An 18,849-nucleotide genomic window follows, 5' to 3' on the forward strand; every position below is an offset into this window, starting at 1 on the left:
AAGTGGGAGGAACTGATGACACGCGAACTCGTCTACACCGGCTTCATGTCGCTGGACGGCGTCGTGGACTCGCCGGGCGGCAAAGCCGAGGGGCACCGCAGCGGTGGGTGGGTGATGGAAACCGAGTTCGTGCCCGAGGCGTTCTCGCTCAAGGGGGAGGAACTCGCCGACACCACTGCGTTGATGTTCGGCCGCCGCAGTTACGAGGCGTTCGCCCCGATCTGGCGCGATTCGGACGATCATGCCGCATACAAGGACCTGCCCAAGTTCGTCGTCTCTTCCAGCCTGACCGATGACGCGCTAATCGACGGGTGGGGCCCGATCACGATCCTGCGATCGGAAGACGACGTCGCGAAGCTGAAGCAGACCGACGGCGGCGCGATCTACATTCATGGCAGTGCCGAGCTGGCCCGGCGCCTGTCGGACGCCGACCTGATCGACCGGTACAACCTGCTCGTGTTCCCGGTTCTTCTGGGGGCGGGTAAGAGCCTGTTCGGCCGGTCGGACCGCGACGAGCAGACGCTGCGGCTGCGGGAGTCGGCGACCTACTCCAACGGAGTGGCCAAGCTCGTCTACGAGGTCGTGCACTGAGCGGGATCGAGCGCGATCGCGCCGCCGGTCTGGGCGCGCAGCTGCCGGGCCGTCCGCCCGACGTACCGGCGCAGCGCGCGGGCGAGATGGGGCTCGTCGTAGTACCCGAGCTTGTTGACGACCTCGCCCGGAGCCTCACCCGAGGTCAGCAGTAGTGCGGCGGTGCGGGCACGTCCGATCTGCCGGACGGCACCCTGCGTAAGCCCCGTCACCGCCCGGAAACGGCGCTCGAGCGTCCGCTCGGCCACTGCTGGCGGCGAACCCCGTAGTGTCGCAATGGTCCGGTTGCCGCGGGTTCGTGCCCCCGGCGGGACGCGCTACAGATGGGAACGGTGACGACCGGCGATTTGTTCAGGGTCAACTGACCGTCGAAGCAGACTTTGCGTTGTGATCGCGGGGCGTCATCGGTTCCAGCACAATCACAGGGATCTCACGATCGCCGGCTTCGGCACGGAAGGCCGCGAAGTGGGACCACGCGCGGTCGGCGACCACCCACCAGCGCGCTTTCTCCTCCCCGCGCACCTCGCGAGCCCGGAATCGGTGGATCATCTCACCGTCCTGCAACCACACCTCCGGGTGTGCGATGAGGTTGTGGTACCACGACGGGTTGGTGGTGGCTCCGCCGTTAGACGCCACGGCGACGTAGGTGTCGCCATCCTTGATCCGCATTATGGGGTTCTTGCGGATATGGCCTGTTCTGGCTCCTGTGGTGGTCAGGATGACCACTGGCCGCCCATCCAGCGTGCCTCCCTCGCGCCCGCTGGTTGCCTCATACCGGGCGGCCTGCTCACGCGCCCGGTCATGTGGGCTGGGCAGGTACACGGCGGTCACGCGATTCCCGTAATGGACTTCACGGCCGGCGATCGATCCCGGGTCGCCGGGTGCAGCCACGTCGCGATATTGCGGACGTAGTCCTTGTAGATCGCGAGCCGAGATGGGTCGGCCTTGATCTGCGTGCCCGGTGTCTCGCTGACGAAGGAGGGTGCCCAGCGGTCGAGATCCCAGTTGTAGTCGGCGAAGTGGTGGAACGTCGATTCGGCGAGTGCCCGGCCCATCGGCCGTCCGTCTGCCGCGACCTCCCCGTCCAGCACGACAGCGAGGTTGAATCGGCGGCCCGACACCGTGCTTCGGCCCTGCGCGAGCACGGTGGCGTACGGCACGCACGCCGATACCGCGCCTTCGTGCGGGTGGGCCGGGAACCATTCGATGCGGCCGCTGGCAGATGCGTTGGTGCGCAAGAGATCGTGCACCGGTTCTTCGGTGAGGACAGGTTGATAGTCGCCGTTGGCGCCGGAGTGGTAGTTGGGCCACGAGATGGTCGGCGTGTCCTGGTCGTCGCGCATCCTGCTGGTGTCGGGATTCTTGTCGTGGAAGTGGTTCACCTCGCCCAAGGATCCGAGTCTCAGCAGGCAGCTACCCAGGTCTTGGTGGTCACGCGCGGTGAGCACCCCGCCCCCGTTCGCGCGGAACCGCACGATTGCCTGCGACTCGGTGTCGGTGAGGCCGTCCCCGACGTCGACGGCCAGCAGCCACAGCTGGTCGAAGTTCAGATTGTCGAGACGGCTCAGGATCGGGTCGTTCTCGCCGTGGCTGACCCGGTTGCGCGCGGTGACGTCGTGCCCCGCGGCGCGCAGCTCGTCGGCCAGCAGCGAGAACCGGCTGATGTCCCAGTCATCGGCGTGCTCGGTGATCGTCGTTTGCAGCAGGATTTTCGACATCGAAATGCCCTTCCTTACTTACGCTTTCGGCTTGGTCGGGACGCGACGGCCGCCGTGAGCGCGCAGTTCCTCGTCGTCGACGAGAACGAGCATGGGCTGGCCGGGATCGCAGATCATGGTGACGACGAAACGGAGTCCGACGTCGTCGCGGTTGTTGCCGTCCGAATAGTGGATGACGTCGCCGCCGGGCTCCCAGAAAGCTTCACCGGCCTTGACGACGCGAGGAGGCTCACCCTCCAGTTCGAACAGCATCTCGCCTTCGATCACGTAGCCGAACGCGGGGCCACCCGGGTGCCGGTGCGGCGGCGCACCCGGGTCGCCCGGGGGATAGTCGATGACAACGGTCCTCGCGTGTGCCCCTTGCGGAATGAAGGGCGGCGTGGCCTCTTGAACGACGGTGAGTGCCGTCTCCCACACGCTGTTACTTGCCTTCGACGCTGCTGTTCCATGGTTCATCGGGGTCCCTTCGCTCGTTGTCTGTCGCTGGGTCGACATCTAGGACCACGGACGGCTCGGCGTTGTGACAGCAGGCCAAAAGGTCTCGTAGCTTGTCACAGATTGCCGGGATGCCTTGTCCAAGTTGCCGACACAACCTGACGACTTGCCGAGAAGAGGTTCGATCATGGGCATCGGTGGCGCTCACCCCATCGAGACATTGGACGATCTACGTCGCCATCTGCAATGGGCGATCGAGCTCGAGCATGCGACCATACCGCCGTATCTGTGTGCGCTGTACTCCCTGGAACCGGGCAGTAATGCCGAAGCGGCACAGGCCATCAGCAGTGTGTTCGTGGAGGAGATGCTGCATCTGGCGCTGGCGGCGAATCTGCTGAACGCCGTGGGCGGCAAGCCCACACTCGACGCGCCCGAATTGCTGCCGCAGTACCCACATCCGCTGCCACACGGGGACCCGTCCGTACAGGTGAATCTCGCACCTTTCGGACCGGAGGCTCTCGAACTGTTTTTGAAAATCGAGAAACCCGCCACAGCCGACGCGCCACCCGAAACCGATGGGTACCACACGATCGGGCAGTTCTACGTCTCCGTCGAAGCCGGCATCCGCACTCTGGTCGACACCCTCGGCGAAGAGGCTGTCTTCAGCGGCGACCCGAACCGACAGCTCAACGAGATGCATTTCAACAGCGGTGGCGGACAGGTGATTCCCGTACATGACCTCAAGTCCGCGCTCGCCGCGCTGGCGGAGATCGTCGAGCAGGGCGAAGGCGCGGCACGGACCGAGGTGTGGGACGGAGACAAGGACGTTTTCCACCCCGATCGCGACCAAGTCGCCCACTACTACCGCTTCCTCGAACTGAAGAAAGGCCGACGTTTCCGCCTCGGTGACACTCCACATTCCGGACCTACTGGTGAACCAATCCTGCTCGACCCCAGCAAAATTCAGCCGATGCGACCCAACCCGCGGACGACCGATTATCCGGAAGGCAGCGCGATCCGCCGCGCGCAGGAGGAATTCAACAACACCTACTGTCTTGTGCTCTATCTGTTGGAGGACACTTTCAACGGCAGCCCGTCGCAGATGAGAGACGCGGTAGGGGCGATGTACGCCTTGAAGTCCCAGGCCCAGGCACTCATGAAGATGCCCAGCGGTGACGGACGGACCACCGCGGGCCCGACCTTCGAGTACGTGGCACCCGAGGATCGCGCGTAATCGAATGACAACGACTCCACGTTCTTCCAACACCACACCCGGCCCGATCAAGCAGATCAACGCCGGTGTACTCGATGTCGGCTACGCCGAATACGGGCCCGGCGCAGGTCAACCCGTCATCCTGTTGCACGTCTGGCCCTATGACGTCTACAGCTACGCCGACGTCGGCTCGCAACTGGCAGCGGACTGGTACCGGGTGATCGTCCCGTTCCTGCGCGGCTACGGCCTGACCACCTTCCTGTCCGCGCAGACAGTGCGCAGCGGCCACCAGTCGGCGATTGCGCGCGACATCGTCGACTCTGCACATCGACGCCGACCACCTCTGAACCGGAGTGCTGTCACGGAATCGTCGACCGTCCTGTCCTTGATGCAGCGGAGTCTCGCCGGACCCGCAGCAACGTTCGAACGGAAGGATCGATCATGAAGATCGTCGTTATAGGCGGCACCGGGCTGATCGGCTCGAAGCTCGTCGCACGACTGAGTGAGCATGGCCACCAAGCGGTTGCGGCCGCGCCCAACACGGGCGTGAACACCCTCACCGGTGAGGGCGTCAAAGAGGTACTCCAGGACGCAAACGTGGTGGTCGACGTCTCCAACTCGCCGTCGTTCGCCGACAACGATGTCATGGAGTTCTTCCGGACCTCCACGACGAACCTGCTCGAGGCCGCCGGTACGGCCGACGTCGGACACTACGTCGCCCTGTCGGTGGTGGGTTCGGAACGGTTGCCGGAGTCCGGGTACTTGCGGGCGAAGGTGGCGCAAGAGGAGCTGATCAAGGGGTCGGCCCTGCCGTACTCGATCGTGCGCGCCACGCAGTTCTTCGAATTCGCGGGTGGCATAGCCGATTCCTCGACCGTTGACGGCGAGGTGAGGCTCTCGGGTGCCAGTATGCAGCCGCTGGCCGCGGACGATGTGGCGGCGGCGGTTGGCCGCATGGCGGCGGGCGCCCCGATGAACGGCACCATCGAGGTCGCGGGTCCGGAGGTATTCGGCCTCGACCAGTGGATCGGCACCGTGCTGACCGTGCGTTCGGATCCACGCACCGTGGTCACCGATCCCCAGGCTCGGTATTTCGGGGCGCTGCCGAAGCTCGAACTGCTGCCCGGCCGTGACGCACAACTGGCGCAGACGCGGCTGTCGGAGTGGTTGGCCAGCAACTGACCTGATCGCGCGGGCAGCAGACAGCCGCCCGCGCGTACTGCCTCCATTTCGAAGGGAACGAATCGATGATCAATTCGTACGAACGTCAGATTGCGACGTCGGTACTCGTCATCGGCACCGGCGGATCCGGCCTTCGTGCGGCGATCGAACTGGCAGAGCGCGGCATCGACGTACTGGTGGTCGGCAAGCGGCCGAAGGCGGACGCACACACCACGCTCGCCGCCGGTGGTATCAATGCCGCGCTGTCGACGATGGACGCCGAGGACAGCTGGCAACAACACGCCGCGGACACGATCACGGAAAGCTATCTGCTGGCGCGACCTGATACCGCCCGGATCGTGGCCGAGAACGCCGCGCGTGGAATCGAAGACCTCGAGCGCTGGGGAATGCCGTTCGCTCGCGAATCCGACGGGCGGATCTCGCTGCGATTCTTCGGCGCGCACACCTACCGGCGCACGGCGTTCGCCGGTGACTACACCGGCCTCGAGATCCAGCGGACTTTGGTGAATCGTGCCGCCCAACTCGGCATCCAGATCATCGACACCTGCTATGTGACCCGAATCTTGGTGCGCGACAACGTGGTATTCGGTGCGTACGGGTTCGATCTCGACACGGGCGAGCGCTACGTGTTCCGGGCCGATGCCGTGATTCTCGCGGCAGGCGGGCATACCCGGATCTGGCGTCGCACCTCCTCCCGGCGTGATGAGAACACCGGGGACTCGTTCCGGCTGGCCGTGCTCGCGGGCGGTCGTATCCGTGATCCGGAGCTCGTGCAATTCCATCCGTCCGGGCTCATCGAACCCGAGAATGCCGCCGGGACACTGGTTTCGGAAGCCGCACGCGGCGAAGGCGGCATCCTCCGCAACGCCGAGGGTGAGCGGTTCATGAAGCGGTACGACTCGGACCGGATGGAGCTCTCGACCCGCGACCGCGTCGCACTGGCCGCCTATACCGAGATCAAGGAGGGCAGGGGCACCCCGAACGGCGGTGTCTGGCTGGATGTTTCACACCTGCCACGCGAGACGATCATGCGGCGGCTGCCGCGGGTCTACCAGACGATGCTGGAACTGCAAATGCTCGACATCACCCGCGATCCGATCGAAATCGCCCCCACCGCACACTATTCGATGGGCGGCGTGTGGGTGCGGCCGGAGGATCACGGCACCGGCGTCGAGGGCCTCTACGCGATCGGCGAAGCTTCCAGCGGTCTGCACGGCGCCAACCGGCTCGGCGGCAACTCGCTGATCGAACTGCTCGTCTACGGCCGGATCGTCGGTGAGGCCGCGGCGCGGTACTCGGCCGAACTGTGCGCCCAGCGGCGGTCGGAGGGTGCGCTCTCCGAAGCACGCGCCGAGGTCGACGCGCTCTTGGCGGCGGACGGCGGGGAGAATGTTCGAGCTCTGCAACGCGCCCTGCGCAACACCATGACCGAACATGCCGGTGTGGTCCGGGACGAGGCCGGGATTCGGGCCGGGCTGTCCGAGCTCGATGAGACCGAGGATCGGATGGCGAATATCGGCGTACATCCCGACGCGGCAGGCTTCCAGGATCTGGCGCTCGCCTTCGATCTGAAATCGTCGGCACTCGCGGCGCGCGCCACGCTCGAAGCGGCCCTGCAACGGCGCGAAACCCGTGGCTGCCACAACCGTTCGGACTACCCCGAACTCGATCCTGGGCTGCGCGTGAACTTTGTGTGGTCAGGTCCCGGTCGGCTCGAGCGGGAGGAGATCCCCGATATTCCAGTCGACATCGCGCGGCTGATGCGGGACGTCTCGGCGGACGGGAAGCTGGTCGAATGATCGCGGCGTGCGGGCGTTCTCAGCGCCCGCATTCCGTATGTTGACCGAGCATGGGCACCGGTATTCGTGCGGTCGCGGGTGGCGAAGTACGTCGCGGCGTTCACCTCACGTTTCTGGATCAGGGTCACCATCGGCGGGGTCCGTATCGCGCGTGTCGTCGCGGCCCAAGGGGATTCCGCCACGCAGCGAGAGGGCCAGGGCCGCGGTGGCAGCCAGCGCAATCGCGGCAACGGTCGAGTTCGGGATCTCAACCGTGGCAACCGGCGCGACGAGAACTGCTGCCGCCGTTGTGAACAGCACGCGCGGGCGAATCCGCGACGTTAACGCCAGGCCGGCGTGAGCCGCCCACAGCAATACCAGGAATACGGCGGCCGGAATCGCCACGGCATAGCCTGCGACAAGCGGTGAGCCGCCACGATTGTCGCTGTTGCGCACAGCGACTTCCAAGCCAGCACCGAGTGCCGCGAGCGACGCGAAGATCGCATAATGGCCATAGCCCCACAGGAACGACCGAGTTCGCCGCTCCGCCAGCCCGTCACCACCGGGCTGTAGCTCATACAGCCACCACAATGCGAACAGCAGAACCAGCCCCGACAACGCGACCACAACAAGCGACAGGCGGAAACCGCCATCGAGTGCGTCGGCCACACCGGTGGATACCGCGAGCACGCTCTCACCAAGCAGAATGATCGTGAAAAGCGTGTAGCGCTCGGCGATGTGGTGCGGATGCCATGCGGTGCCACGCTCCCGCTCGGCCCACACGGGAACCGCGAGCTCCAAGGCGACGAGCGCGACGAACACCAGCCGTGACGCCGCTCCCGGCAGCGCCCCGAGTTCAGCTAGTACCAGCCGAGCCAACCACAGCACTTCCAATGCCGCGATGCCTGCCGCATACCGCCCAGCGGTCCGTCGGCCCGGTGGGTCCTCGCGAGCTGCCCGGAGCCATTGCGCCACAAGACAACTCCGCATCACCAGGTAGCCGACGGTGATCGCGGTGTAGTTGTCGTGCTCGAACGCGGCGGGGACACCCGCGGCAAGCACCAGCACCCCGACCATCTGAAGCAATGTCAGCAGGCGATACGGAATGTCATCGGTGTCATAGGACGATGCGAACCATGTGAAGTTCATCCACGCCCACCAGATGGCGAAAAAGACCTGTAGGAACGGCACCACAGACGACGCCGGATGACCTTCGCCGACAGCGTGCCCGAGCCGCGCCACAATACCGGCGACAGCGACCACGAAGGTGAGGTCGAAGAGCAATTCCAGCTGCGTCGACGCACGATGGGGTTCGTCGATGGACCGACCGCGCATCCGAACACGCAGCGGTCCACCGCGTTTACTGTCGGCCGGGAACGGAGATGGTGTCATGTTCATCTGCGGCGACTCCTGAGATTTGTCCAGGTGTTGGACCGATGGGGTGCCCGGGTGGCTGGGCGGGTGGCCCGCTGCCCGGACACCGGGCAACGACAGCTACCGCGACGAAACGGTCGCGTGCACGGCGTCGAGGATCGATGCCGTCACCGCGTCCGGTTGGGAGACGCTGAGGGCGTGGGACGCACCGGGTACCTCGCGGGTCGCTTTGGCGCCCGCTCGGTCGGCCATGAAGCGGTGCAGGGCTACCGGAATGTTGAGGTCCGCGTCGCTGTAGACCAACCACGACGGGATCGACTTCCAGGCCGGGGTTTCGGTAGGCAGTCCCGTGGTGAGGACGATTTCGGTGACGGGGCGTTGGGTCGCACTCATCACGACCGCCTGACCATGGGGCACATCGGCGGCGAACTGCCGACGAACACCACCGCGGCGTTCGCCCCGACAGCCAGCTCGCGGACTAGCCGGTCATGGGTGCCCGCGTCGCCGAGAATCCAGCCGCCGCCATGGATGTAGAGGACGGCCGGCAACTTGTCTTCGGGGCCAACGGGTTCGACGATGCGGAGCCGCACGTCACCGACCTCGGCGGGGCCTGTGACCCACTTCTCCCGCACGGGGATCTTGTCGATCGGCGCAGCCTGGATGTCGTCGAGCACCTTACGCGCGCCGTCGGGCCCGAGCTCATACAGGAACGGAGGTTGGGCGGTGGCGTCGGCGAACTTCAGCGCCAGCGGTTCGAGGATTGGCTTCTTCATCTGACTGCCTTCTGTGCTGTCACTGATACCAAGGACAGTGCATCCCTCGGGTTCTGTGACGAGACGGCACGAATGCCTTGCCCGGCTTACGGTCTCGTCGCCATGACCGCTTTCAGGTGCTGTCGGCTCATCTTCCGATCAGGCACGGAATGGGAAACGACGTCGTGGGCGAGCAGACGTTCCAGATCTGCTACAGCGCCATCCTGAGCGGCGTCGAGGATGGCCCTCAGCAACCGGTCGCGGGCCGCCCGATGAACAGGCTCGTGCCGTGGCCCGGCGAGGTGCGCGCGAGCTCGCCTCCCGATCTGGCGCGCGTTGGCCTCGCTGATCCGGAGCTTCTCGGCGATATCGCGGAACGGATAGTCGAACGCCTCGCGAAGTACGAAAACGGCGCGCTCAGTGGGTGACAACCGTTGCAGCAGAAGCACGACGGCGCGTTCGAGGTCCACCGACCTTTCGGTCACCTGTGACGGATCCTCGGAGGCGACAACCTGCCCTGGTAGCCAGTGATCGACAGAAACCTCGCGGCGAGCGCGGGCCGAGCCGACGGCATTCAGGGTGACCCGTGTCGTGATCGTCACCAGGAACGCGATCCGATCACGCACGAGTGCTCGGTCGGCGCCCTGCCAGCGGAGCCAGACGTCCTGTACGACGTCTTCGGCGTCGGCCACTCGCCCCAGCATCTGGTACGCAATCCCGAACAGGCGCGGACGAACGCCCTGGAAGTCCGCCACGTATCGGGCGGCTTCCGGCGAAAGACGACCAGGCGACGAATCAGGCTCGGACGTGACGTTGGTGGTGCTCGTCAAGCACATGTGGGTCGTCCTTTCGTGTGGCCTCGACCGCCATCCGGCTCGGCGATCGCTATGGGCGGCTCCACTGAGCCGCATAGCCACCGTCGCCCCGCACGGGGTCTGGTCGCGCCCTTGGCAATCCCGGGCAAATCCCTGGGGACGCGGGGCCAGGGACACGTGCCCGTCGTCTCTTCCCTGGGATCGCTATTGCGGCCAAACGCACGTCGGCAATGGCCGCGGCGACGTTCCGATGGCAAGACTGTGCGGCAGGCCACCCAGGTGGCTCTGTAGACCGTGCTCACACGGGTGAGATCATTAGCGGGCCTGCCGCTGACTGCGTAGGGCTCTTGTAGATTCGGCGGTGGTGGTGATGTCGAGCAAGCATTCGCTGCGCGGGCTGCGTGGCAGGCGTAGTGAGTGTGAGGCGCTGGAGCGGTTGCTGGCGGAGGCCGGATCCGGCCGGAGTCAGGTCCTGGTGCTTCGTGGTGAGGCGGGAATCGGCAAGTCCGCGTTGGTGGAGTACCTGGCGCGAAGCGCGACAGGCTGCCGGATCGTGCGGGCTGCCGGTGTCGAGTCCCAGATGGAGCTGGCGTTCGCCGGGTTACACCAGCTGTGCGCGCCGATGTTGGAGCATCTCGATCGCCTTCCCGGGCCGCAGCACGAGGCGTTGGCCATCGCGTTCGGTCTGAGCACGGGGAGCGCGCCGGACCGTTTCCTGGTCGGGTTGGCGGTGCTCAGCCTGCTGGCCGAGGTGGCGGAGGGACAGCCGCTGGTCTGCGTGGTGGACGACGCTCAGTGGCTGGACCGGGTGTCCGCACAGACGTTGGCCTTCGTCGCGCGCCGACTGCTCGCGGAGCGGGTGGCGCTGGTATTCGCGGTGCGAACCCCGACGCCCGATCCGGACGATGACCCGTTGGCGGGTTTGCCGGAGCTTGTGGTCCGGGGTCTGCGTGACGGCGACGCCCGTGCACTGTTGGAATCGGCGGTTCCCGGGCGGCTCGACGAGCGCGTCATGGACCGGATCGTTGCCGAAGCGCGCGGTAACCCGCTGGCTTTGCTGGAGTTGCCACGAGGATTTACAGCGGCGGAGCTGGCCGGCGGGTTCGGGCGTCCGGACGCTCGGCCTGTGGTGAGTCGGATCGAGCGGAGTTTCCTGCGGCGTATCGCCTCACTTCCGGATGCGACACAACGGCTGTTGCTGGTGGCAGCAGCCGAACCGGTGGGGGACGTATCGTTGTTGCGGCTGGTGGCCGACCGACTCGATATCGGGGCCGACGCTGCGGCGACAGCCGAGGCGTCGGGGCTGGTCGAGTTCGGCGCGCGGGTGCGATTCCGCCATCCGCTGGTGCGTTCGGCGGCCTATCGCGCGGCGGATCCCGGACGGCGCCGGGACGTGCATCGCGCGCTGGCCGAGGTGACCGATCCAGTATCGGACCCGGATCGCCGAGCCTGGCATCGCGCCAGCGCGGCGGTCGAACCGGACGAGGCGGTGGCGGGCGAACTGGAACGTTCAGCCGACAGGGCCCAAGCCCGCGGCGGTATCGCGGCGGCGGCCGCGTTCCTCAGACGTGCGACCGGTCTCACGCCTGATCCGGGCAGACGTGGAGCGCGGGCGGTCGCGGCGGCGCAGGCCGCGTTCGAGGCCGGTGCCCCCGATGCTGCGCTCGAGCTTCTCGCCGCGGCGGAGATGGGCCCGTTGGACGAGCTTCAGCGCGGGCGGCTGGCCCGGCTGCGCGGCCAGATCGTGTTCGCGCGCAGGCGTGGCGGTGATGCGCTGCCGTTGCTGCTCGACGCGGCCGATCAGCTGGCACTCCTCGACGAGGAGCAAGCGCGTGAGGCGTACCTTGAAGCAATCGGATCAGCGGTTTTCGCTGGCCGCCTCGACGAAGGCGGAGTGCGACGGGTGGCCGAGGCAGCTCGCACCGCACCGCCCGGGCCGCGACCACCGCGGCTGGTCGACACGCTTCTCGATGGCCTGGCGGCGCGGTTCGCCGAGGGCTTCGTCGGGGGTGCGGCACTGTTGAAGCTTGCTCTGCGGGCGTTTCGGAGGGGTGCCGGTCACAACAGGGACGACACCATGCGCTGGCTCTGGCTCGCTGGGCTGGCCGCCGCCGACATGTGGGATGACGAGACCTGGCATGAACTGACCACGTACGGGGTCCGGACCGCGCGCGAGACCGGTGCCCTCAACTTCCTTCCTCTGGCCCTCACCTACCGCGCTGCCGTGCATCTGCACGCCGGAGAGTTCGAGATGGCCTCGGCGTTGGTCGAAGAGTCCGACGCGATCACGAAGGCGACCGGCAACTCGCCCCTCGGATACGCTTCGCTGCTGCTGATTGCCTGGCGTGGGCAGGATGCCCAGGCTTCGGCGCTGATCCAGGACAAGGCACGATGGGCGACCACCTGGGGCGAGGGGCGAGCAATCGGGTTGCGCGACTACTTGCTCGCGGTGCTGTACAACGGTCTCGGTCAGTACGAGGCCGCCCTGGCCAGCGCGAAAAAGGGCTGCCAGCACGACGATCTGGGGGCTTTCGGCTTTTCTCTCGCCGAACTGGTGGAAGCGGCTGCCCGTGCCGATGCCCACGAGGCTGCCGCGACAGCGCTGCGAGAACTCGAGGAGCGAGCCAACGCCAGCGGCACGGAATGGGCCCTCGGCATCCTGGCCCGGTCGAAAGCGCTGCTCAGTGACGGCCAGGCCGCCGACCTGCTGTACCGCGAGGCGATCGAGCACCTCGCGCGCAGCCGGGTCGCAGTGCACCTCGCGCGTACCCACCTGGTGTACGGCGAGTGGCTGCGCCGCGAGAATCGGCGCGTCGAGGCACGCGAGCAACTGCGAACCGCCTACGAGATGCTGAACCGTTTCGGCGCAAGCGCTTTCGCCGAGCGCGCCCGTCGCGAACTCCTGGCCACCGGCGAATCGGTACGCCAGCGCGCGGTCGAGGCACGTGCGACCCTCACCGCGCAGGAAGCCCAGATCGCCCGGCTCGCCGGAGATGGACTGACGAACTCCGAGATCGGCGCCGAGTTGTTTATCAGTCCCCGCACGGTCGAATGGCATCTGCGCAAGGTGTTCACCAAGCTCGACCGCACCTCGCGGAAAGAGCTCCGCGCAGCGCTGGACAGCTGAGGATAAAAGGCGTCCGGCGGCGGGGTAGGACCAGCCACGCTCTGCTTGACGCATACTCCGAGGAGCCGCCTGAAACCCGGTGTTCCGTGCTCTTACCTCGTGACTCGGCCGGACGCCTTTCACGATCAAGGACAGCGCGGCCCCGCCCGGATGTGACGTGCCTGCTACCATGTTTGCCCGCCTCCCCGGAGCACTATCTCGTTGACGGCCACTCGCCGATCGCGCGTGACGATGTAGGCGATCGTGTCCGCGATGTCCTCCGGCCGCAGTGCTTCCCTCCGGCCCACCTGCCGGCAAGCGGCGTCGTAGGCGGCCCCGCCTACGACCCCGGGCGCCACTACACTGACCCGCACGCATTCGGGAAGCAGTTCCTGGCGAAGCGATTCGGTGAACCCGTTCAGGCCGAACTTGGTCAGGTTGTAGACACTGCCGACGGGCCGGGCGACCCGCCCGGCCGCCGAGCCCACGTTCACCAGGTCCGCGACCCGCCGTGGCGATGTCGCGGCCGCGTCGATCAGGTACGGGACTGCGGCGTGTGTGATGTGCAGGAGCGCCGACACATTGAGCGAGATCATCCGGTCCCACTCCTCGATCGGGGAGTGCAGCGCCGTGTCGAGCACCATGATGCTGGCGCTGTTGACCAGGACGTCCAGGCGTCCGAGCCGATCGTGTGTGTCCTCCACCGCTTGGTAGGCGAGCGCCGGCTCGGTGATATCTGCCGCCACCGCGACGGCATGACCGCCCAGGGTCATGATGTCGTCCGCGACGCGGTCCAGGCGGTCGCCGCCGCGCGCGACCAAGGCGACCGACGCTCCCTCACGGACGAGTCGCCGCGCGGTCGCCTCGCCGATGCTGCTGCTGGCGCCGGTGACGAGCGCGACGGCTCCGTCCAACGGCCGATCTGACATAGACTGCCTCATTTCCCTGGGTCGAGGACGCGTTCGGCACGTACAGCCGACGCGGTCAGACTCGCGCGTCCGGCTGCCCGGTCGCCCCCGGGAGAGCCCCTGGTCCACGCAGACCAGGGATTGGCACGGGCATCATTCGCCGTGTGGCAAGGCACCCCGAAGCTGTCGACGGGAAGTGATCGACAGCTTCGTGAAGATTTTGCGCAGATGCCACTCGACCGTCCGTGGGCTGAGAAAGAGCCGAGCGCCCACCTCCGGGTTGGAGAGGCCTTCTCCGACGAGCAACGCGATCTGCCTTTCCTGCGGCGTCAGCTCGTCGCGCGATGCTTCGACGGTGCGCTTCTTGACCTTCTCACCGCTGGCGAGCAGCTCGCGGCGGGCCCGTTCGGCGAAGGCCGCCATGCCGATCGAGACGAACATGTCGTAGGCGGTGCGCAATTGATGCCGTGCGTCGACGCGCCGTGATTGCCGGCGCAACCACTCGCCGTACAGCAGATGGGCACGCGCCATCTCGGGGCGCAACAGCGTCCGGCTCAACCGCTCGATCGCTTCGCGGTAGAGGTCGTTCGCCGTGGTTCCTTCGGCCAGCAGCGCCTGGCAGCGCGCCAGGATCCCCTGCGCCCAGTCCGTGTCGGCCGCCGCTGCCGCCTCGACCAGACGCTCGAGTGCGCCGCCGGCAACCTTGTCGTCGCCCGCGCGCACTGCCGCCTCGATGAGCTCGGGCAGTACCCACACCGAGACGATCAGCTGGGCGATCCGGGTGCTGGCCTGGGCCGCCGACAGCGCTTCCTCGTAACGGGCGAGGCCGTTGTAGAGGATCGCGGCCGCCCAGTGCGCGGTGGTGACACCGGTCAACTGGCCATCGGCTCCGGCCTGTTCGATGGTGGCGTCGATCAGCGCCGACGCTTCGGCCTCCTTGCCCTGCATCGCCGTCAGGATGATCGTGGTGTACGGGGCGAGGGGGATACCCGTGGCGGCCGCGATGCCCTCGGATTCGGCGACGATCCCGGCCGCGCCGGCGAAGTCCCCGATCAACGAGGTCGCTGCCCCCAACGAGGCGAGATAAATAGGAAGCTCGGTCAAGATCCCGGCGGTACGCACCACCTCGGCCGCTCTGACGTACGTCTCGATCATGACCTGTTCGTCCCAGACTGCCGGGCTCAGGCCGCAAGCCGCCCAACCCCATTTCAGGAGGTCCGGCACGGGCAGGTCCACAAGTGCGGTCATCGCGCTTCGCAACGTGGTGATCGCGGTGCTCCGACCTTCGGTGACGAGCAGCGCGCAGCCCGCGAGCACCAGATCGATGGGACGCGGGCTGCCCTCGCGGGGAGGGAGGTCCCTTATCGCCCCGGAGATCGCCGCGAGGCTCTCACCATCACCGGCACCCCACGCCGCCGCACCCCAGGCGAGAAGATAGGTTTCCCGTGCGAGATCCATGTCGAAGGGCTCGAGCCGCCGCGCCGCCGCCAGCAATATCGGCGGCGCCTCGTGATTGAAGCCCGCCGCGTGCGCGATGCGACCTCTTACCAAATGGGCTCGCGCGCGGATCAATTCGCTTCCCGCATCGAGCTCCGCGATGTCGACGAGTCTCCGTGCGGCATCCAGGTCACCCGCCCGGACGCTGGCGTCCGCGGCCGCCACGGCGCGCTCGGCGCGCCGCGAGGTGTCGATGGTCAGGGCAACGGACCGCTGTAGGAAGGCGGCAGCGGCGGCCAGCCCGCCGCGCGCCTGCGCACGGTCGGCGGACCGCTCGAGTTCCGCCGCGACGGTCTCATCCGGTTCGGCGGTGGCGGACGCCAGGTGCCAGGCACGGCGGTCCGGGTCGACCCGCGGGTCGGTGACCTCCGCCAACGCCAGATGCACCGCCCGGCGATCCTCGTCCGTGGCGGCTCGGTACACCGCCGACCGCACGAGTGGGTGGCGGAAGGTTACGCGAATGTCGAAGGACAGCAGCCCTTCCGTCACATCGTCGAGGGCCGTCGCCGGTGTGAGACCGAGCCGTTCGGCCGCACGCCACACGAGTGCGGGATCACCGACGGGCTCGGCGGCGGCGATCAGCAGAAGCAGCCGACTCTGCTCGGACAGTCCTTCGATCCGCGCAAGGAAGCTCTGTTCGATCCGGTTGGGCAGTGTATCGGTGTGCAGCAGGCCGAACCCGCCCGCCAGCTGGGTGACGGTGCGCTCGCGGGGCAGCTCGAGCAGGGCGAGCGGGTTCCCCCTGGCCTCGGCCACGATCCGATCACGGATGTGGTGATCGAGCCGGGTCGGGGTCGCCGAGTCGAGCAGGGCGTGGGCGTCGGTCTTGCCGAGCCCCATGACCTCCAGCTCCGGTAGGCCGAGCAGATCCTGAGTCCACTTGCGGGTGGCGAAGACCAGCGCGACCGACTCCGCGAGCAGCCGACGGGCCACGAAGCCGAGGACCTGTGCCGAGGCCCGGTCCATCCACTGCGCGTCGTCGACCACGCACAGCACCGGACCGCTCTCCGAGGCATCCGACAGGAGACTGAGCACCGCCAGTCCGACCAGGAAGCGTTCCGGCGGGGTGCCTGCTCGCATCCCGAAGACTGTCTCGAGCGCGTCGCGCTGCGGCGCGGGGAGTTCTTTCAGCGAATCCAGCAGCGGTACACACAACTGGTGCAAGGTGGCGAACGCCAGCTCCATCTCGGACTCGACACCGACCGCACGCAGCACCCGCAGGCTAGTCGCCGAACTCTCCAGGTACTGGAGCAGCGCGGACTTCCCTACTCCCGGCGCGCCATGCACGACGAGCACACGGCTCTCACCCATGCGGACGGCCACGATCAGCTGATCAAGGGCAGCGCACTCCGACCCCCGCCCCACTAGTTCGAGATGCCCCCGAAACGTCACCCTCGCCTGCCTTCACTGCGGTAGATCTGAGCCGGTCCAGCAATCATGGAGTGATCATCCTGACTCGAAAGCTTCGCATTTGGAAGCGGGATGACGGTGCGCAACCTGCGCTACAACGAGATACGGGCGGCCGTCCTGCTCAGTATCCCGCTGCTGCGGATGGCGCACCGGCTACAGCTACCGCCGGAGACCGCTGTGACCGCGTTCTGCGCTGCACGGATCGAGCAGCTGCTCCGCGACCCCTAGGCCGTGGATCGTGGATCAGAACAGCACGTCCGCGTGACGCTCACGGTCGAACGCGGGGAGCGGGCCGCCGGAGCGGAGGGTATTGGCCAGGGCCGGGTCGGCCAGATGGAGGCGACCGATCGCGACCAGATCGAACTCCTCGTCCGACAACCGCCGGTACATCTCGTCGAGCGATGCGGGTTCGGGAATGCCGTTCTCGCGCAACGACTTACTCAGACCGATGCTGCCGACGGCCATGCTCGGCGCCCCGGTCAGCTTCTTGGCCCAACCGGCCAGGGTCAGGTCGCTGCCGTCGAAGGCGGGCTGGTCGAAACGGTGGGTGCTGGCGTCGAGAACGTCGACGCCCGCCTCGACCAGGGCGGTGAGGATCACGGCCAGCTCGTCCGGGGTGCGGGCGATGCGGGCGGTGTAGTCCTGCTGCTTGTGCTGGGAGAACCGGTAGAAGATCGGCAGGTCGGGGCCGATCGCGCGGCGGACCGCGCGCACCACTTCGACCGGAAAGTTCGTCCGTCGGCGCAAGTCGCCGCCCCAGTGGTCGGTGCGCTGGTTGGTGGCGTCCCAGAGGAACGCGTCGAGGAGGTAGCCGTGGCCCGCGTGCAGGGCGATGCCGTCGAAGCCGACGTCGACGGCATTGCGCGCCGAGCGTACATAGGCGGCGATGACGTCCTCGATGTCGCGCTCGGTCATCGCGGCGGTCGGGGTGGTGGCCCAGGTCAGGTACCGCTGCGGGTATCCGGTGCGGCCGACCCGGCCCCACAACCCGGACGGGCGCAGCGGAGTCGGTGTCGGGTCCACCGCACTCATCGCACCCCACAGCGGGCCAACGTGCCAGAGCTGCGGCACGATCCGGCCGCCCGCCTCGTGCACACCGTCGACCACGTGCCGCCATCCGGCCAGCGCCGATTCACCGTGCAGCCGAGGCACTTTCACACAGTCGACCGCCGTCGGGTGATCGATCCCGATGCCCTCGGTGATGACCAGTCCGGTGCCGCCGTCGGCTCGCCTGCGGTAGTAGGCGGCGACGTCGGCGCCGGGTACTCCGGCCGGCGAGTGCCGCCGGGTCATGGGGGACATGACGATGCGGTTGGGCAGCGTCAGCGATCTGACGCGCAGCGGCGAGAACAGGGGGTCCACGGCGACACCCTGCCAGTGTCGGGGCTTTCGGGCAATCGGCCGGGTCCCACTCGAACAGCGATACTCGCGGGACAACGACATTCCACGCGCTCTCGCGTGGCAGCCAGGAGGCCGAGCTGTTCGTGTCGAGGATGGCCGACGCGCTGTATGCGCTGGTGGCCGCGGGCAGGACGGCGCAACAATGAAGATCGGTCTCCAGCTGAACGGTCGTCGCGACGAAGCCGTCTCGCGGGCAAACGAATTGGTCGCGTGCGGCGCCGACGGCCTGTTCACCTTCGAAGGGCCCCACGATGTCTTCCTGCCGCTGACCCTGGCGGCGACCGGTGCCGAACCCTGTCCGTAGTCGAGAAGGTCATGACCGTCCCGGAATGGCAGGCCCTCGGCGAGCGCGGGCGCGAGCACATGCCCAAGGATCGCCAACCGCCCACCCGAAAACCGCAGGTCGTCCCCGTTCCCATGTTCGACACGCCCCGCCAAGGCGCCAACCTGCGAAGCGTTTCCGCAGTTCAGAGCGCGCGCCCGGTCTCGAGACTAGGGTGGCGGACATGTTCGACTGGCGATTCCTTCGGGGCGTCGGCATTGCCGTCGCGATGCTCGCGGTGGTCCTCGGCGTATTGGTCGGCTCACGGCTGATGCTGACTGACACGGCCGGTCCGATCGTCGACGGGCTGGCCGCTATCGGCTTCATTTAGTCCGGCTGCCGCGAGA

At 67.2% G+C, this 18,849-nt stretch carries 20 protein-coding genes; 9 read left to right on the plus strand and 11 right to left on the minus strand.

The window, feature by feature from the left end:
- Nucleotides 1–15 precede the first annotated feature (15 nt).
- Entirely contained in the window at nucleotides 16–591 is a 576-nt protein-coding gene (locus tag ACIBG0_RS26215) for a dihydrofolate reductase family protein (protein ID WP_397035678.1), read from the plus strand.
- Here ACIBG0_RS26215 and ACIBG0_RS26220 read toward each other — a convergent pair.
- From ACIBG0_RS26220 to ACIBG0_RS26235, 4 genes are all read right to left on the minus strand, one after another.
- Nucleotides 573–839: a helix-turn-helix domain-containing protein gene (locus ACIBG0_RS26220; RefSeq protein WP_397035680.1), complete on the minus strand. Its 267-nt coding sequence runs from the start codon at nucleotides 837–839 to the stop codon at nucleotides 573–575. The genes ACIBG0_RS26215 and ACIBG0_RS26220 overlap by 19 nt on opposite strands.
- Before the next feature lie 109 nt (nucleotides 840–948).
- The gene (locus ACIBG0_RS26225) at nucleotides 949–1,422 is read right to left on the minus strand and encodes a nitroreductase family deazaflavin-dependent oxidoreductase (protein WP_397035681.1); all 474 of its coding nucleotides are present in this window, start codon (nucleotides 1,420–1,422) and stop codon (nucleotides 949–951) included.
- Nucleotides 1,419–2,309, minus strand: coding sequence for a hypothetical protein (locus ACIBG0_RS26230; RefSeq protein ID WP_397035683.1), 891 nt, complete (start codon nucleotides 2,307–2,309; stop codon nucleotides 1,419–1,421). Before ACIBG0_RS26230 ends, ACIBG0_RS26225 begins: the two co-directional genes overlap by 4 nt.
- Before the next feature lie 18 nt (nucleotides 2,310–2,327).
- Entirely contained in the window at nucleotides 2,328–2,765 is a 438-nt protein-coding gene (locus ACIBG0_RS26235) for a cupin domain-containing protein (RefSeq protein ID WP_397035685.1), read from the minus strand.
- Between the two features lie 166 nt (nucleotides 2,766–2,931).
- Here ACIBG0_RS26235 and ACIBG0_RS26240 point away from each other — a divergent pair, with 166 nt between their 5' ends.
- The 4 genes from ACIBG0_RS26240 to ACIBG0_RS26255 all read left to right on the plus strand — a co-directional run bounded on the left by ACIBG0_RS26240 (nucleotide 2,932) and on the right by ACIBG0_RS26255 (nucleotide 6,938).
- Nucleotides 2,932–3,978 carry a ferritin-like protein gene (locus tag ACIBG0_RS26240; RefSeq protein WP_397035687.1) on the plus strand — a complete coding sequence of 349 codons (1,047 nt, stop codon included), beginning with the start codon at nucleotides 2,932–2,934 and terminating at the stop codon, nucleotides 3,976–3,978.
- Nucleotides 3,979–3,982: 4 nt separating this feature from the next.
- The gene (locus ACIBG0_RS26245; RefSeq protein ID WP_397035689.1) at nucleotides 3,983–4,402 is read left to right on the plus strand and encodes an alpha/beta fold hydrolase; all 420 of its coding nucleotides are present in this window, start codon (nucleotides 3,983–3,985) and stop codon (nucleotides 4,400–4,402) included.
- Nucleotides 4,399–5,139, plus strand: coding sequence for an SDR family oxidoreductase (locus ACIBG0_RS26250; RefSeq protein WP_397035691.1), 741 nt, complete (start codon nucleotides 4,399–4,401; stop codon nucleotides 5,137–5,139). The genes ACIBG0_RS26245 and ACIBG0_RS26250 overlap by 4 nt, the downstream gene beginning before the upstream one ends.
- 65 nt (nucleotides 5,140–5,204) lie before the next feature.
- Complete coding sequence (locus tag ACIBG0_RS26255; protein ID WP_397035692.1) at nucleotides 5,205–6,938, plus strand: L-aspartate oxidase; 1,734 nt, start codon at nucleotides 5,205–5,207, stop codon at nucleotides 6,936–6,938.
- 105 nt (nucleotides 6,939–7,043) lie between these two features.
- Here ACIBG0_RS26255 and ACIBG0_RS26260 read toward each other — a convergent pair whose 3' ends face one another.
- The 4 genes from ACIBG0_RS26260 to ACIBG0_RS26275 form a co-directional block, all read right to left on the minus strand.
- Entirely contained in the window at nucleotides 7,044–8,315 is a 1,272-nt protein-coding gene (locus tag ACIBG0_RS26260) for a low temperature requirement protein A (protein WP_397035694.1), read from the minus strand.
- A gap of 96 nt (nucleotides 8,316–8,411) precedes the next feature.
- Nucleotides 8,412–8,684: an alpha/beta fold hydrolase gene (locus ACIBG0_RS26265; protein WP_397035696.1), complete on the minus strand. Its 273-nt coding sequence runs from the start codon at nucleotides 8,682–8,684 to the stop codon at nucleotides 8,412–8,414.
- Nucleotides 8,684–9,064 (minus strand): alpha/beta hydrolase, encoded by a 381-nt coding sequence (locus ACIBG0_RS26270; protein WP_397035698.1) that lies wholly within the window; start codon nucleotides 9,062–9,064, stop codon nucleotides 8,684–8,686. The genes ACIBG0_RS26265 and ACIBG0_RS26270 overlap by 1 nt, the downstream gene beginning before the upstream one ends.
- 86 nt (nucleotides 9,065–9,150) lie before the next feature.
- A complete protein-coding gene (locus tag ACIBG0_RS26275) occupies nucleotides 9,151–9,879 on the minus strand; it encodes a sigma-70 family RNA polymerase sigma factor (RefSeq protein WP_397035699.1) in 729 nt (242 codons plus the stop codon).
- A 349-nt stretch (nucleotides 9,880–10,228) separates the two neighbouring features.
- On the opposite strand from ACIBG0_RS26275, the gene ACIBG0_RS26280 reads away from it, so the two are divergent.
- Nucleotides 10,229–12,985 (plus strand): AAA family ATPase, encoded by a 2,757-nt coding sequence (locus ACIBG0_RS26280; RefSeq protein WP_397035700.1) that lies wholly within the window; start codon nucleotides 10,229–10,231, stop codon nucleotides 12,983–12,985.
- Nucleotides 12,986–13,149: 164 nt separating this feature from the next.
- Here ACIBG0_RS26280 and ACIBG0_RS26285 read toward each other — a convergent pair whose 3' ends face one another.
- The gene (locus ACIBG0_RS26285) at nucleotides 13,150–13,878 is read right to left on the minus strand and encodes an SDR family oxidoreductase (RefSeq protein ID WP_397035701.1); all 729 of its coding nucleotides are present in this window, start codon (nucleotides 13,876–13,878) and stop codon (nucleotides 13,150–13,152) included.
- A gap of 147 nt (nucleotides 13,879–14,025) precedes the next feature.
- The gene (locus tag ACIBG0_RS26290; RefSeq protein WP_397035702.1) at nucleotides 14,026–16,761 is read right to left on the minus strand and encodes an AAA family ATPase; all 2,736 of its coding nucleotides are present in this window, start codon (nucleotides 16,759–16,761) and stop codon (nucleotides 14,026–14,028) included.
- A 90-nt stretch (nucleotides 16,762–16,851) separates the two neighbouring features.
- Here ACIBG0_RS26290 and ACIBG0_RS26295 point away from each other — a divergent pair, with 90 nt between their 5' ends.
- Nucleotides 16,852–17,007, plus strand: a complete 156-nt coding sequence (locus ACIBG0_RS26295) for a hypothetical protein (protein WP_397035703.1) — start codon at nucleotides 16,852–16,854, stop codon at nucleotides 17,005–17,007.
- A gap of 15 nt (nucleotides 17,008–17,022) precedes the next feature.
- On the opposite strand, the gene ACIBG0_RS26300 is transcribed toward ACIBG0_RS26295, so the two are convergent.
- Nucleotides 17,023–18,141, minus strand: coding sequence for an NADH:flavin oxidoreductase (locus ACIBG0_RS26300; RefSeq protein WP_397035705.1), 1,119 nt, complete (start codon nucleotides 18,139–18,141; stop codon nucleotides 17,023–17,025).
- A 181-nt stretch (nucleotides 18,142–18,322) separates the two neighbouring features.
- Between ACIBG0_RS26300 and ACIBG0_RS26305 the strand changes: the two genes are divergently transcribed.
- The gene (locus ACIBG0_RS26305) at nucleotides 18,323–18,484 is read left to right on the plus strand and encodes a hypothetical protein (RefSeq protein ID WP_397035707.1); all 162 of its coding nucleotides are present in this window, start codon (nucleotides 18,323–18,325) and stop codon (nucleotides 18,482–18,484) included.
- A 202-nt stretch (nucleotides 18,485–18,686) separates the two neighbouring features.
- Nucleotides 18,687–18,833 carry a hypothetical protein gene (locus ACIBG0_RS26310; protein ID WP_327100400.1) on the plus strand — a complete coding sequence of 49 codons (147 nt, stop codon included), beginning with the start codon at nucleotides 18,687–18,689 and terminating at the stop codon, nucleotides 18,831–18,833.
- The last annotated feature ends 16 nt before the right edge of the window (nucleotides 18,834–18,849 follow it).

Origin of the sequence: Nocardia sp. NPDC050630, assembly GCF_044457245.1 — a bacterium.
Classification (GTDB): Bacteria; Actinomycetota; Actinomycetes; order Mycobacteriales; family Mycobacteriaceae; genus Nocardia.

Bases quoted from the DNA above. Each gene is read 5' to 3' on its own strand.
- ACIBG0_RS26215 (WP_397035678.1), top strand. From the start codon at position 16: ATGACACGCGAACTCGTCTACACCGGCTTCATGTCGCTGGACGGCGTC.
- ACIBG0_RS26230 (WP_397035683.1), bottom strand. From the start codon at position 2,309: ATGTCGAAAATCCTGCTGCAAACGACGATCACCGAGCACGCCGATGAC.
- ACIBG0_RS26235 (WP_397035685.1), bottom strand. From the start codon at position 2,765: ATGAACCATGGAACAGCAGCGTCGAAGGCAAGTAACAGCGTGTGGGAG.
- ACIBG0_RS26240 (WP_397035687.1), top strand. From the start codon at position 2,932: ATGGGCATCGGTGGCGCTCACCCCATCGAGACATTGGACGATCTACGT.
- ACIBG0_RS26245 (WP_397035689.1), top strand. From the start codon at position 3,983: ATGACAACGACTCCACGTTCTTCCAACACCACACCCGGCCCGATCAAG.
- ACIBG0_RS26250 (WP_397035691.1), top strand. From the start codon at position 4,399: ATGAAGATCGTCGTTATAGGCGGCACCGGGCTGATCGGCTCGAAGCTC.
- ACIBG0_RS26255 (WP_397035692.1), top strand. From the start codon at position 5,205: ATGATCAATTCGTACGAACGTCAGATTGCGACGTCGGTACTCGTCATC.
- ACIBG0_RS26260 (WP_397035694.1), bottom strand. From the start codon at position 8,315: ATGAACATGACACCATCTCCGTTCCCGGCCGACAGTAAACGCGGTGGA.
- ACIBG0_RS26265 (WP_397035696.1), bottom strand. From the start codon at position 8,684: ATGAGTGCGACCCAACGCCCCGTCACCGAAATCGTCCTCACCACGGGA.
- ACIBG0_RS26270 (WP_397035698.1), bottom strand. From the start codon at position 9,064: ATGAAGAAGCCAATCCTCGAACCGCTGGCGCTGAAGTTCGCCGACGCC.
- ACIBG0_RS26275 (WP_397035699.1), bottom strand. From the start codon at position 9,879: ATGTGCTTGACGAGCACCACCAACGTCACGTCCGAGCCTGATTCGTCG.
- ACIBG0_RS26280 (WP_397035700.1), top strand. From the start codon at position 10,229: ATGTCGAGCAAGCATTCGCTGCGCGGGCTGCGTGGCAGGCGTAGTGAG.
- ACIBG0_RS26295 (WP_397035703.1), top strand. From the start codon at position 16,852: ATGACGGTGCGCAACCTGCGCTACAACGAGATACGGGCGGCCGTCCTG.
- ACIBG0_RS26305 (WP_397035707.1), top strand. From the start codon at position 18,323: ATGAAGATCGGTCTCCAGCTGAACGGTCGTCGCGACGAAGCCGTCTCG.
- ACIBG0_RS26310 (WP_327100400.1), top strand. From the start codon at position 18,687: ATGTTCGACTGGCGATTCCTTCGGGGCGTCGGCATTGCCGTCGCGATG.